Raw genomic sequence first — 13,197 nt, 5'->3', positions numbered from 1 at the left:
GGGGGCCGCTGGAGATGTTGCGCTAAGCCGATAGCGGCCCCCGCCTTCGCGGGGGCGACGCTTACTTGGCTTCCTTGTCTACCGCCGCCTGCACGCTCTTGTAGAATGCCTCGCGCGCCGCGCCGACGCCTTCGGGATCGGTCGCGGTCGGCCAGTTGCCGTTCGACGCGATCACCAGCTTGCGCCTGGGATCGATGAAAATCCCCTGCCCGAAAATGCCCTGTGCGGCGAAGCTGCCGTCGTCGTTGGTCCACCATTGATAGCCATAGCCGCGGCCCGGCAGGTCGATCGACGCCTGCTTCGTCGTCGCAGCGGGGAGCCAGTCGTCGGGCAGCACCTTCTTGCCGCCCGCGACGCCGCCATTCAGGATGAACTGGCCGAAGCGCGCATAATCCTTGAGGCTGGCCGACATGCAACAGCCGCTGATTTCGTGCCCCGTCGCGCCGAGCATCCACACTGCGTCCTGCTCCATGCCGAACGGCTTCCAGACCTTTTCGGACAGATAGGCCGACAGCGTCTTGCCCGTCGCGCTCGACACGAGCACGCCGATCAAATTGGTCTCGCCGGTCTTGTAGACCCACTTCGATCCCGCGGGTGCTTCGCGCGGCAAGGTCTTCATATAGCTGACCGTTATGTCTTCTCCCGCAACCGGCTTCTGCATATTGAACAGCGCGACGTCGGATTTGGGATCGGTATAATCCTCGTTCCATTTGACGCCTGATGTCATGGTGAGTAGCTGCTTCACCGACACATCGTCATACGCCGAACCCTTGAGTCCGGGGATATAAACGGTCACCTTGTCGTCGAGGCTCTTGATATAGCCGTCCTTCACCGCCGCACCGACCAGCGTCGAGGTGAAGCTCTTGGCCACCGAAAAGCTCGTCCAGCGCCCCGCGGCGCCATAGCCGAGCGCATATTTCTCGAGCCGGATCTTGCCGTCCTGAACGATGATCAGCCCCGCATTCCGCTGCTTCGCCATATAGGCGTCGACATCTACGCCAAGGTCTATCGGCTTGCCCTGCGGCAGCGGATAGACGGGACCGCCCGCCTCGACCTTGTTGACCACGACCTTGGGGACGGTTTCCATCGTGCGGAAGGCGGCGTCGCGTTGATCCTGGGTCCAGAACAGCACATTCAGATCCTTTGGCAGTTTGTCGTTCGTCCCGGTGGGTGCGGGCGCGCTGCACCCCGCCGCCGCGGTGCACAGCAGCACCGCTGCCAAAAATCGTCGCATATGCTTTCCTCCCCTTTTCAGGCTGTTTTTTCGAGCGTTACCTGCGCGACGTCGATGCCGCCACCGCGAAAGCCGCCCTCGCAATACTGCAGATAATAACGCCAGAGTCGCACGAAGCGCTCGTCGAACCCCGACGGTAGCTGCTCGGCCGCGACCGCCGCGTCGAAGCGCTCGCGCCACTGGCGCAGCGTTTCGGCATAATCACTGCCGAACCGGCGCACGTCGCGCCACGCGAACCCGCGCGCTTCGGCGAGGGCGCGAAACCGGCCCTCCGAAATCAGGCACCCGCCCGGAAAGATATAGGCCTGGATGAAGTCGCTGCTCGCGGCATAACGTTCGAACAGCGCGTCGCTGATCAGGATATACTGGATCGCCGCCTTGCCGCCGGGGCGCAGCAGCCGCGCGATCGCGTCGAGATAGGCGGGCCAATAGGCCTCGCCGACCGCCTCGACCATCTCGACGCTGGCGATCGCGTCATAGGGGCCCTGCGCATCGCGATAATCGCAAAGCTCGATCCGCGAACGCCCCGACAGGTCGACGGCATGCAACCGGGCATCGGCGACTTCCGCCTGTGCGGGTGACAGGGTGATCCCGGTATAAAGCACGTCGTGTCGCTCGATCGCACGCTGCGCCAGCGCGCCCCATCCGCAGCCGATTTCCAGCAACCGGCTCCCCGAACGCAGATCGAGACGATCGAGGATCGCGTCGATCTTTGCCGCTTGCGCTTCGGCCAGCGACTGCGTTGGGTCGGTAAACAGCGCGCTCGAATAATTCATCGCATCGTCGAGCCACAAGCGATAGAAATCATTGCCTAAATCATAATGGGCATGGATGTTCCGCTTCGCGCCACGCCGATCGTTGCGGTGCAGGGCATGGATCGCCTTGTTCAGCCAGCGCCACGGGCCATGCGCGCGTCCGACATTGCCCAGCGATTCGCCGTTACGCATGAACAGATCGAAGAGCGGCACCGGGTCGGGCGACGACCATTCGCGCGCTTCCCACGCGCGATACCAGCCGACCGATCCCGACAGCGCAAGGCGCGCAAGCGCCGCCCAGCTATGAAGATGCACGACCGCGATCGGCCCCTTGCTGCGCCCCCCGAGCAGGCGCACGCTACCGTCAGGCAGATGCCCCTCGATCGTGCCGAGCATCAGCCCCGCGTCGATCCGGTCGAGTATGCGGTGGAACAGGCCGGCGGGGGCCAGCGCGATCAGCCGGGCGAAGCCGCCCCCCGTGCGATAGGCGCGGTCGGCGCGGAGCAGTTCCTTACCGCGGCGCGGGCTGACATGCGTGTTCATTATCACCTTCCTGCCCCAAACGCGCCGCGCTGACAATCGGTTGAAACACGCGCCGCCATGACGTCATCCGCGACCGATCATTCGGGATAGCTCGCGGTATCGGGCGCGGTCAGCCGGACCTGGAATCGGTCCTGCGCGAGCGGATGCATGAACCGCTGGTCGCGGAGGAGGATCGCGTCGCCATCCTCTTGCGCCACCGGCATCCGCGACCAGAAGAGGAAGGCGCGCGCCGCGGGATCGGCCTTGGCCCACGCCGCGAGACGCGGGTCGCCCATGCCCGTCGGCGCGCCCGTCAGGTCGACGTCGCCGCCAACGCCGGGCACGAAGCTGGCCGTGCCATAGCGGTCGGCGGTCCGCCAGAAGATGTCGCGTTTCCAGAAGGCGAGCGGCGGCGGGCTCGCCACGACGAGCGCATCATGATGACCGCCGGCTTCCAGCGCGCCCGATGCCATGCGTTCGGCGGCGCCGGTGATCAGGCCGTTGGCGAAGATATAGGCGCAAACCGCCGCAAAACCGATCCACGCCGGTCGCTGCCAGCGCGCATCCCCGCGCCGCTCGCTGCGGAGCGACAGCCAGACGGATAGCCCGAGCGCGATCCATATCCACAAGTCGATGATGAAGATGCTGTCGCCGTAGAACCAGCGATGGCTGAACGGCTCGAGCAGGCGGATGCCGTAATTGTTGAGCCAGTCGAGCGCGGGGTGGCTGAAACAGCCGATGAAGGCGAGCGCGAGGAGCCAGCCCTTATGAACCGGCAACCGCCCCGCCGGCCGCTTGCCACGCCGGTCCTGCCAGCGGTCGAACGCGATCATGAGCGCCCATAACAGGATCGGCAGCAGGACAAGCGCGATCGGTCCGTGCGTGATCCCGCGCCGCATCGACAGGGATTCGATGCCGTAAATCGCGCATCCGGCGTCGATATCGGGCAGATTCGCCGCGATGATCAGCGTCGGCATCGCCAGCCCGGTCTTCTTCTTGAGCCCCATCTGGCCGAGCACGGCGCCGGCAAGGCTGTGGGTTAAGTTGTCCATGAAATAATGATCTCACACAAAGGCACGAAGGCACAAAGGGTCATTGGCGAGAGGGCGCGTAATAGTCGTTGGCGACGCGCTTAACACCATCGCGAAACATCTCGCGAAACATCTCTTGCCCGAAGTTGATGAGCAGGCCCAAAGGCAGCTTCATGAGCCGCAAATATGTCAAAACTTGCTTGCCGTGAATGGGCGCCATGCGCTCGACCGATTTGAGTTCGATGACCAAATGGTTTTCGACCAAGAGGTCGATCCGAAACGCCTTGTCGATTGTCACACCCTTATATTCGATGGGCACAGGAACCTGCCGAGCGACATGCAATCCGGCATCCCGCAAGGCTTGGGCCATCAAAATTTCGTACACGCCCTCTAAAAGGCCCGGCTCAAGATCTTTATGCAAATGATATCCACAATCGATGGCGGTCCGCGCAACGATCTCGATATCAATAGCCAAATTCTTTGTGCCTTCGTGCCTTTGTGTGAGCTAATTCCTATAACTCCGGCCCGCCCTCGGTCACCGTCCAGGTCTGCCCCTTCTTGAGCAACCCCTGCAGATCGGCGGTCTTGCCCGCGGCAGCGGCTTCATTCTGGCGGACGACATCGGCCTCGAAGGTCGGGCGCGGATCGTCGTACAGTACGCCAAGCGCCATCGGAAACTCGCCGAAACGCATTTCGACGAGCATGTGCGCGACGCTGCGATTGGTGACGTCATGGACGATCACCCCTGCGCCCTCCCAGTCGCCATCGACGACATCGACGGTCTTGAGGTGCAACGCGTCGGCGTCGAGCGCGATACCCTTCGTGCCCTTGGCATAGAGCATCGGCTCGCCCTGCTTCAGCCAGAGCTGGCGGTCTTCGGCCCCCTTGGGCGCCGCGAAATCCTCGAACACGTCTTTATTGTAGACGATACAGTTCTGGAAAATCTCGATAAATGCCGCGCCCTTGTGCGCGTGTGCCGCCTTCAGCACGTTCGGCAATTCCTTCGATACGTCGAAACCGCGCGCCACGAAGCGCGCGCCGGCACCGAGCGCGAAGGCCGCGGGCTGCGCCGGGCGATCGACCGAGCCATAGGGGGTCGACGGGCTCGTCGTCCCGACGCGGCTCGTCGGCGAATATTGCCCCTTGGTCAGTCCGTAAATCTCGTTGTTGAACAGCATGATCTGGCAATCGAGGTTGCGGCGGATCAGGTGCATCGTGTGGTTGCCGCCGATCGACAGCCCGTCGCCGTCGCCGGTGACGATCCAGATGTCGAGCGACGGATTGGCGAGCTTCAGCCCCGTCGCAAACGCCGGCGCACGGCCGTGGATCGTGTGAAAGCCATAGGTTTCCATATAATAGGGGAAACGCGACGAGCAGCCGATACCGCTGATAAACACGGTATTTTCGGGCGCGGTGCCAATCTCGGGCATCGTGCGCTGCACGGCCTTCAGGATCGCATAGTCGCCGCAGCCGGGACACCAGCGGACTTCCTGATCGGTTTCCCAGTCCTTGAGCGTCGTCGTCCGCGCGATGGTCGTCATCTCGTTCACTTGAGTGCCTCCTCGATGGCGGCTTCGATTTCGGCGATGGTGAAGGGCTGGCCCGACACCTTGTTCACCGGCTTCGCATCGACCAGAAACTGGTCGCGCAGCACGGTCTTCAATTGCCCGGTGTTCATTTCGGGCACGATCACCCTGTCATAGCTCTTGAGCAACTCGCCAAGGTTCGCCGGCAACGGCCAGATGTGGCGGATATGGATGTGGCTCACGTCCGCACCCTCGGCGCGCTTGCGGCGCACCGCCTGATGGATCGGACCGAAGGTCGATCCCCAGCCGACCACCGCGAGCTTCCCGCCCTCCGCGCCCAGTTCGACCACCTGATCGGGCACCTTGACGCCATCGATCTTGTTCTTGCGGATGTCGGTCATCGCCTGATGGTTGTCGGACGCATAGTTGATGTGGCCGGTGTCGAGCTCCTTCTCGATCCCGCCGATGCGGTGGAGAAGGCCCGGCGTGCCGGGTTTGACCCACGGGCGCTTCAGCTTTTCATCGCGGCCATAAGGCTTGAAGCCGCCCTCGGGCACCTCGGTGAGGAATTCGACCGGGAAAGCCTCATAGGCGGTGAGATCGGGCACCGCCCAAGGCTCCGCGGCGTTGGCGATATAGCCGTCGGTCAGCAGCATCACGGGGGTCATATACTGCACCGCAATCCGTACCGCCTCGATCGCACATTCGAACGCATCGCCCGGCGAGCGCGCGGCGATCACCGGCATTGGCGCATCGCCGTTACGGCCATAAACCGCCTGATAGAGATCGGACTGCTCGGTCTTGGTCGGCAGGCCCGTCGACGGTCCCCCGCGCTGCGAATTGACGATGACGAGCGGCAGCTCGGTCATGATCGCAAGGCCCATCGCCTCGCCCTTCAGCGCGATACCGGGACCCGACGAGCTGGTGACACCGAGCGAACCGCCATAGCTCGCGCCGATCGCCGAGCAGATCGCGGCGATTTCGTCCTCGGCCTGGAAGGTCGTGACGTCATATTCCTTGAGGCGCGACAGATGGTGAAGGATCGCCGATGCGGGGGTGATCGGATAGCCGCCGAAGAACATCGGCAGCTTCGCCAGCTGCGCGCCCGCGACGAGACCGAGCGCGATGCCCTCGGCCCCCGTCAGCGTGCGATAGAGACCAGGCGCAACCGGCGCGGGATCGACATGATGCTGCCTGAGCGGCCCCGCGAGTTCGGCCGTCTCGCCATAGGCGTGGCCCGCGTTGAGCGCCGCGACGTTCGCTGCTGCCAGATTGGGATCTTTTGCGAATTTCGCGTTGAGCCAGTCGATCAGCGGCTGGCGGTCGCGGTCGAACATCCAGAGCGCAAGCCCCAGCGTCCACATGTTCTTGCAGCGCAGCGCTTCCTTGTTGCCGAGGCCGAACGGCTTGACCGCGTCCATCGTGAGCTGACTGATGTTGAGCTTCAGAAGCTGCCATTTGGCGAGGCTGCCGTCCTCGAGCGGATTGGCGTCATATTTCGCCTTGGCAAGGTTGCGGTCGTTGAACTCGCCCTCGTCGGCGATGATCAGACCGCCCTGCTTCAATTGCGGCACATTGGTCTTGAGCGCAGCGGGGTTCATCGCGACGAGCACGTCGGGCGCGTCGCCCGCAGTGTCGATCGCCGACGATCCGAAATTGATCTGGAACGCCGACACCCCGAACAGCGTGCCTTGCGGCGCGCGGATTTCGGCAGGAAAATCGGGGAAGGTCGCAAAGTCGTTGCCCGCCAGCGCAGACGAAAGGGTGAACTGACCGCCGGTCAGCTGCATCCCGTCGCCACTGTCTCCGGCAAATCTTACTACCACCGCGTCCGAAAGGGGGGACGTCCGCTTGTCGGTTCCGTCCGCTACCGCTGTCGCCATTGTCACTTCTGCCTCAATTTTGCGAACCTGTGACATTGGCCTAGGCCTGTGCGCGCCAAGCCGCAATTCAGAAAAAATTGTGCGCCGCAAAGGGTGAAGTGCCGGTGAGTTTCATTTCGGGATTGAATTTGCCCCGTCGATACCGAATAGCATGGCCAAAACGGCGATCAGGGAGAGACGCAGATGACCGACGGCACCACCCATTTCACGCGCCCCGACGTGGCGGCTTTCCTCGCCTTCCTCAACGCGCAGGAGGGCCCGAAGATGGAAGAGATGCCGCCCGAGGGCGCGCGCGAGATGTTCCGCGTGATGGGGCAGCTTGCCGACGTGCCGCGCGGCGAGATCGCGAAGGTCGAGGACCGGACGATTCCGGGACCCGCGGGCGACATCGCCATCCGGCTCTATGACAATCGCCCCGACCGCGAAACGGGCCCGGTCATGGTTTTCTATCACGGCGGCGGCTGGGTGATCGGCGATCTCGACACCCACGATCCCTATTGCGCCGAGGCCGCGCGGCTGCTCGACATGCCCGTGATCGCGGTCGACTATCGCCTCGCGCCCGAACACCCCTTCCCCGCCGCGCCCATCGATTGCGAAGCCGCGACACGCTGGGTCGCCGATAACATCCCCTGTACCGGACTCGTCCTCTCGGGCGAAAGCGCCGGGGGCAATCTGACGATCGCCACCGCGCTGGCGCTGCGCGACAAGCCCGCGTTGAAACCCGTCGTCGCGATCCATCCGATCTATCCCGCGGTTACGACGCACGACGACTGGCAGAGCTATCGCGATTTCGGCGAAGGCCATTTGTTGACGCAGGGCAGCATGACCTGGTTCGGCAATCATTATGCGGCGGACCCCGCCGACTATCGCGCGGCGCCGCTCGATTTTCCGGCCGAAGGCTTGCCGCCGACGCTGCTCGTCACCGCAGGGCTCGATCCCCTGCGCGATCAGGGCCGCGCCTATGCGGCCAAGCTGATCGAGGCGGGCGTGCCGACCACCTATCGCGAGGCGCGGGGCACGATTCACGGCTATATCAACCTGTCGCAGGGCATCCCGAGCGCCAAGGAAGATATTCGCGGTGCATTGACCGTATTGAAGGCGATCGTTGCCGAGGCTACCGGGGCGGCATGATCGATCATAATGCCCTTCCCTATCGCCCCTGCGCCGGCGTGATGCTTGCGAACCGCGACGGCCGTGTCTTTGTCGGCCAGCGTCTCGATACGACGAGCGAAGCTTGGCAGATGCCGCAGGGCGGCATCGATGACGGCGAGGATGCCGAGGAAGCAGCTATCCGCGAACTCGGCGAGGAAACCGGCATTCATGGCGGGCTGGTCGAAATCATAGCGCGCAGCCGCGAGGAATATTTCTACGACCTGCCCGACCATCTGATCGGCAAGATGTGGGGCGGCAAATATCGCGGCCAGCGCCAGCACTGGTTCCTGATGCGTTTCATGGGCGAGGACAGCGACGTCAACATCCATACGAAGCATCAGGAATTCCGCGCGTGGAAATGGGCCGAACTGAACGAGATCGAGAAACTGATCGTGCCGTTCAAGCGCGTCCTTTACCGCGGGCTGGTCGAGGAATTCGGTCCGCTCGTCTGATCCTTGAGCGCGATCGCGGTACGGAAGACATCGGCAAACATTTCCGGCGTCAGCCGACCCGTGTTCGTGTTGTAGCGCGAGCAGTGATAGCTATAGACGAGATGGCGCCCGTCCGGCAGCATATGGATCGCGCCGTGCGCAAAGGGATGCGCTGCGAGCCGCTCGCCGAAAGCCCGCAACGCGGCATCATGCGCGATCCGCCCGAGCGCAATGATCACGCTTACCTGCGGCAGCGCTGCCAGCTGGGTTTCGAAAAACGGGCGGCAGTTCGCGATCTCCGCCGGGATCGGCTTGTTCTGCGGCGGCAGGCATTTGACGCTGTTGACGATGATCGCACCGTCGAGCGTCAGCCCGTCGTCGATACGTGCATCGTAACACCCCTGGCTCAGCCCGAATTCGGCGAGCGTCGCGAAGAGCAGGTCGCCGGCATAGTCGCCGGTAAACGGGCGCCCCGTCCGGTTCGCGCCGTGCTTGCCCGGCGCGAGGCCGGCGAACGCCAGCCAGGCATCGGGATCGCCGAACGCATGGACCGGCGCATTCCACCAGTCGGGATGTTCGGCCCGGCATTCGCGGCGCAGCGCAACGAGCCGCGGGCAGCGCGGGCAGTCGCGCGGCGGCTCGGTTCCGGGCAACGGGCTGTCAATCTCCACGCATCTGCGATAGGCGCGGCGGCATGAGCAATGCAATGCCGCTTCCCCTCTATGCGATCGGCCTCGGGTCGAACCGGCGGCATGCGCGCCATGGCGATCCGCGCGCGGTGCTGCTGGCTGCGCTCGCCGCGCTCGAAAGCGACGATATCGAAGCGGTTGACGCGAGCGCGATCATCGCCAGCGACCCGATAGGACCGTCGCGACGACGCTACGCCAACGCCGTCGCGCTTGTCGCATCGACCCTGAGCCCGCCCGAAATGCTCGAACGGCTGCAGGCGATCGAAGCGCGTTTCGGCCGCCGCACCGGCCAGCGCTGGAGCGCCCGCACCCTCGATCTCGATATCCTGCTCTGGTCGGGCGGTGTCTGGTCGGACGACAGGCTGACGATCCCGCATCCGGCGATCGAAGCGCGCGCCTTCGTGCTCGGCCCGCTGCGCGCGATCGTCCCCGGATGGCAGCACCCGCTGAGCGGGCGCAGCATCCGCCAGCTTGCCGCGCGCCTGACACGTCCAAAGCCGGTTGACCGGGGCGCATCGTCGCACTAGGGCGGCGGCTCATTTCGCGCGCCACGACATCCGGGCGCCGAAAGGGCCCTTAGCTCAGTCGGTAGAGCAACTGACTTTTAATCAGTAGGTCGCTGGTTCGAACCCAGCAGGGCTCACCATTTTCCGGAAAACGCAGCCATCGTGACTCGACTTGCCCGGGCTCCGGGAACCCGGCTCCGGTGGCGATCGCGGAATCAGACGTCGGTGGATTCCCAGAATGCCGTGCGGTAGTGCAACGCGTTGGAGAACAGCTCCGGCCGGGGCGGCATGTCCCCGACGGGCCGCAGCCAGCCAGCTTCATTCAGGACCGATTCCGCGACCGGATTGACATATGCGATCCGCAGCGAACGCCGGGCACCGGCCGAGCGGCGATCTGCGCGCGCCTTTTCTATGACCTCGCCCAGTATCTCCGGCCCGAAGGGGTGGAAGAGATACAGGAGGGTCGTCATGCCAAGATCATGATCGAGCGCGTTGCGCGCATGGAACCGGATATCGCGATGCTTCAGCCGGCTGCCCGCCAGATTGGCCTTGGCTGCATCGATCAGCGACGGGACCAGATCGACGCCCTCCACCCGCGCAGCACTGCGATGACCGGCCGCAAACACGACGCGGCCCAGTCCGCAGCCGAGGTCGGTTACGACATCATCCGGGCCGACGCCTGCCCGGTCCAGAACGGCGAACACGTCTCTGTAGGATGAAGGGATATAATGCATGTACCATTCGCGTTCGCCGGGCCCGCCGCTGCCGGGATGATATCCGAAGGTATGCACGCCAAGATAGCGGTCCCAGAGCTCGTCGGCGGGCTGGCGAAGGCGAGCGGTCAGATTGCGCTTACGCAGATTGGTGAGCAACGTCCTGCCCTTTTCCGGATAAGGCTGAAACCTCGCCCCGACGCTCGCGCAGCGTCGCGGCGATATCCGCCGATGCCGCGTCGAGCATGGCGTAACGGCGTTCATATTGCCGGCGCTTGCGCGACGGGATGTCGGCAGGATCGCGGTGTCGGGGATGGAGCGGCAATTCGAACGTCGATTTGTCCAGTCGCCAAGCCCCGCGCTCGAGCCAGATCGCGTCGTAATTGGCGTGCACCTCGTGCCGCCTTGTCGCGAACAAGTCGTCGCGGCGCTGCTGATGATCGCTCGACACGAGGAAAATCCGCGCCACCCGGATATGCTGGCAAAGTATCTGGAATGTCTCGATGAGAAGATCGCGTGGACGCATCCCGAAGGCGCCATGTGTCAGTTCGCGATAGATGTCCTTCACTTCGGGCAGTTCGAGCGCGTTGCGGCCCTGCACGGCACCAACATGCGCGATCAACTCGCCATGTTCGAAACGCAGCGCGAAAGCGAGCGAGAATATCCGCGTGTCCCCGAGGAAGAGATTGAAGACCAGCGGCCCCTCGTCATTGAACCAGATCGCATAATCGAGAACGATGCGTAGCTGTGGATGCACGACGGGAACCCGGCCCAACACGACCTCTCGCTCGGTGAGCGGGTCGAACAGCCACCCGAGTTCGTCCATCGCCTGATAATGGGAATGGAGCTTGCGAAGGCGCGTGCGCACGTCCCAATTGGTCGATTGATAGGGCGCGACCAGGACGTTGAGGATATCGGGACGCTCGCTGACGAGCCTGCCCAATATATGATTGGGGTAGCCGCCCTGGAAACATTCCAGAAGATCCTGATGTTTCCACCCGAAGTACAGGAAGCGAATACGCCTCGCGACGGCTCCGGGGGAATGTCCGCCGGCGATCTCGGCCGAACGATGCCACAACCAGGCTCCATAGGCCGGACGATCAGACAGGCTGTCGCGGACGACCGTGCGACGCACCGTCAAGTTTTTTACGAAAGCGGGAAAACTCATTTTCCGCCCCACCCCTTGTCCCCTGAACATCTGACGGAACGTGCCGTACGGGCAAAACTGCTCGTCAATTGTTCATCCGGGAAGGATGTTCGCACAATGCATCCGGCTCCGGTATCCTGAAAAAACCAGATACGCTCGCGATGCTCACGCCTTGCGGGAAGGGATTATTCCTGCGCACGAAGCACAGGATGTTGCGCCGGCTTCCGATGCCCGATTCCATTTCGACTCGGCGATGAGGTATCCGGAAAACCGGAATACTGTGCGCGGCGTGGTCTGAAACGAGTCGATTCGTCCGATTTGGGGACCTTCACGCCCTATCGTCTCGCGCCGCGCGTGGCGCGGAGCCGTTAACTACCATTTATTATCCCAAATTGGAACAGCCTTAAACATGAAGAATGTCCGGCTCTCTCAAGATTCATAATGAAAATCGGCGTCCGTTTTCCGCCTCTCTCGCCATCGATCGAGATCAAATTGAAATAAATTATTGAACAATCTAAAGTTTTCCAGAGTCAATGCCATATGAGCAAGTTTTAATCATTGGCTGCCGCAGGTCGTTTGCAGGCCCGATCGAGCACGGATTCCGCAATAAAATTTCGCGTGACTCACCCCATATGCTTGGGACACTCTAACCCCACTCATGGCTTTCTTAACTACTCATTTATCGCCAGAGGAGGGACCACATGTCTAGGTATACAGAGGATATTCGACTTACAGATCGCGAGTATGAAGTGCTTCGTCTCGTTGCCCTCGGCCTTTCAGCCAAAGAAGCGGCCCTGGAACTTGCCATCGCGCCCTGCACGGTGGAACGACACGTTGAAAACGTTCGCCTCAAGACCAGAACGCGAAACCGCGCACACCTGATCGCCCATGTGATCAGGGAAGGGCTGCTTCCTCAAGATCGGGGCAACCCCGAGATTGCGGCTACTGCCCACTAAATGAATGGTGCGCATTAAAGCGCGCCGAGATTAGACGCTTATACGACGAGACCAAGCCATGATTGGGTCGCCCATATTTTGAGGGGCGCCGGTGCGGAATTGGCATTCGCTTGACTGCACCGTCGTCAATTGGTCTTCCTGCGCGCATTCCACGCTATTCAACGGAATAGTCAGGCCGCAGCCAAAAGCCTTCAGACAGGCTTCTTTACGTACCCATATCTCGAGAAATCGTCTCGAGACGCATGTTCCGGAAGCCCCCCCGCTCCGGACCTTGGCCTGCTCGGCCGCGGTGAAATGCATGCCCATCAACTCGGCTGCATCCTCGATCGGACGGACGACTTCGACATCGACCCCGACCGGTTCATCTTCGCCGATGCCCACCATGACATAATGACTGCTGTAGCTGATGCTGTAATGCAGCCGCGGATATCGCGTCAGGCGCGGCTTTCCGAAACGGCTCCATTCCATCGCCTGGGCGTCGAGCGGGATATCATGGCGATCCCGCAAAAGAACGCGCAACCCGCCGTGCGCGGCGATGTAGCGGCTACGCAGCGCCGCTTCGCGAAATCGACCGGCCGCGGCCATTTCATCTTCGGAAAGCACATCTTGCAGGGCTTGCGGATCGAAGCGCCGGGTGTCGATCAACCACATG

The 13,197-nt window shown here is 62.7% G+C and carries 14 protein-coding genes and 1 tRNA gene; 5 read left to right on the top strand and 10 right to left on the bottom strand.

Features of this window, described 5'->3' with window-relative positions:
* Positions 1 to 61: 61 nt before the first annotated feature.
* The 6 genes from VN047_RS17275 to VN047_RS17250 all read right to left on the bottom strand — a co-directional run bounded on the left by VN047_RS17275 (position 62) and on the right by VN047_RS17250 (position 6,951).
* A complete protein-coding gene (locus VN047_RS17275) occupies positions 62 to 1,234 on the bottom strand; it encodes a serine hydrolase (RefSeq protein WP_325544833.1) in 1,173 nt (390 codons plus the stop codon).
* 17 nt (positions 1,235 to 1,251) lie between these two features.
* Positions 1,252 to 2,532, bottom strand: coding sequence for a cyclopropane-fatty-acyl-phospholipid synthase family protein (locus VN047_RS17270; protein ID WP_325544831.1), 1,281 nt, complete (start codon positions 2,530 to 2,532; stop codon positions 1,252 to 1,254).
* 77 nt (positions 2,533 to 2,609) lie between these two features.
* Positions 2,610 to 3,563: a metal-dependent hydrolase gene (locus tag VN047_RS17265; protein ID WP_325544829.1), complete on the bottom strand. Its 954-nt coding sequence runs from the start codon at positions 3,561 to 3,563 to the stop codon at positions 2,610 to 2,612.
* A 40-nt stretch (positions 3,564 to 3,603) separates the two neighbouring features.
* Positions 3,604 to 4,017 (bottom strand): GxxExxY protein, encoded by a 414-nt coding sequence (locus VN047_RS17260; RefSeq protein ID WP_325544827.1) that lies wholly within the window; start codon positions 4,015 to 4,017, stop codon positions 3,604 to 3,606.
* A 37-nt stretch (positions 4,018 to 4,054) separates the two neighbouring features.
* Entirely contained in the window at positions 4,055 to 5,092 is a 1,038-nt protein-coding gene (locus VN047_RS17255) for a 2-oxoacid:ferredoxin oxidoreductase subunit beta (RefSeq protein WP_325544825.1), read from the bottom strand.
* Positions 5,089 to 6,951, bottom strand: a complete 1,863-nt coding sequence (locus VN047_RS17250; protein WP_325544823.1) for a 2-oxoacid:acceptor oxidoreductase subunit alpha — start codon at positions 6,949 to 6,951, stop codon at positions 5,089 to 5,091. Before VN047_RS17250 ends, VN047_RS17255 begins: the two co-directional genes overlap by 4 nt.
* A gap of 183 nt (positions 6,952 to 7,134) precedes the next feature.
* Between VN047_RS17250 and VN047_RS17245 the strand changes: the two genes are divergently transcribed.
* Positions 7,135 to 8,082, top strand: coding sequence for an alpha/beta hydrolase (locus tag VN047_RS17245; RefSeq protein WP_325544821.1), 948 nt, complete (start codon positions 7,135 to 7,137; stop codon positions 8,080 to 8,082).
* Positions 8,079 to 8,555, top strand: coding sequence for an RNA pyrophosphohydrolase (locus VN047_RS17240; protein ID WP_325544820.1), 477 nt, complete (start codon positions 8,079 to 8,081; stop codon positions 8,553 to 8,555). The genes VN047_RS17245 and VN047_RS17240 overlap by 4 nt, the downstream gene beginning before the upstream one ends.
* Here the strand turns inward: VN047_RS17240 and VN047_RS17235 are convergent.
* Positions 8,516 to 9,205 carry a uracil-DNA glycosylase gene (locus tag VN047_RS17235; protein WP_325544819.1) on the bottom strand — a complete coding sequence of 230 codons (690 nt, stop codon included), beginning with the start codon at positions 9,203 to 9,205 and terminating at the stop codon, positions 8,516 to 8,518. The two genes, VN047_RS17240 and VN047_RS17235, sit on opposite strands and share 40 nt — an antisense overlap.
* A 23-nt stretch (positions 9,206 to 9,228) precedes the next feature.
* Between VN047_RS17235 and folK the strand changes: the two genes are divergently transcribed.
* Both folK and VN047_RS17225 read left to right on the top strand, forming a co-directional pair.
* Positions 9,229 to 9,750: a 2-amino-4-hydroxy-6-hydroxymethyldihydropteridine diphosphokinase gene (folK, locus tag VN047_RS17230; protein ID WP_325544818.1), complete on the top strand. Its 522-nt coding sequence runs from the start codon at positions 9,229 to 9,231 to the stop codon at positions 9,748 to 9,750.
* A gap of 43 nt (positions 9,751 to 9,793) precedes the next feature.
* Positions 9,794 to 9,869, top strand: a tRNA-Lys gene (locus tag VN047_RS17225).
* A 75-nt stretch (positions 9,870 to 9,944) separates the two neighbouring features.
* Here VN047_RS17225 and VN047_RS17220 read toward each other — a convergent pair.
* Complete coding sequence (locus VN047_RS17220) at positions 9,945 to 10,601, bottom strand: class I SAM-dependent methyltransferase (RefSeq protein WP_325544817.1); 657 nt, start codon at positions 10,599 to 10,601, stop codon at positions 9,945 to 9,947.
* Positions 10,582 to 11,577 (bottom strand): DUF535 family protein, encoded by a 996-nt coding sequence (locus VN047_RS17215; RefSeq protein ID WP_325544815.1) that lies wholly within the window; start codon positions 11,575 to 11,577, stop codon positions 10,582 to 10,584. The genes VN047_RS17220 and VN047_RS17215 overlap by 20 nt, the downstream gene beginning before the upstream one ends.
* Positions 11,578 to 12,290: 713 nt before the next feature.
* Between VN047_RS17215 and VN047_RS17210 the strand changes: the two genes are divergently transcribed.
* The gene (locus VN047_RS17210) at positions 12,291 to 12,545 is read left to right on the top strand and encodes a helix-turn-helix transcriptional regulator (RefSeq protein WP_325544813.1); all 255 of its coding nucleotides are present in this window, start codon (positions 12,291 to 12,293) and stop codon (positions 12,543 to 12,545) included.
* Positions 12,546 to 12,575: 30 nt separating this feature from the next.
* Here VN047_RS17210 and VN047_RS17205 read toward each other — a convergent pair whose 3' ends face one another.
* The gene (locus VN047_RS17205) at positions 12,576 to 13,196 is read right to left on the bottom strand and encodes a 4'-phosphopantetheinyl transferase family protein (RefSeq protein WP_325544811.1); all 621 of its coding nucleotides are present in this window, start codon (positions 13,194 to 13,196) and stop codon (positions 12,576 to 12,578) included.
* Position 13,197: the final 1 nt, after the last annotated feature.

Origin of the sequence: Sphingopyxis sp., assembly GCF_035565275.1 — a bacterium.
Lineage (GTDB): Bacteria > Pseudomonadota > Alphaproteobacteria > Sphingomonadales > Sphingomonadaceae > Sphingopyxis.
The sequence above is the reverse complement of the archived record's forward strand: the minus strand, read 5'-3'. Positions and strand labels throughout refer to the sequence as shown.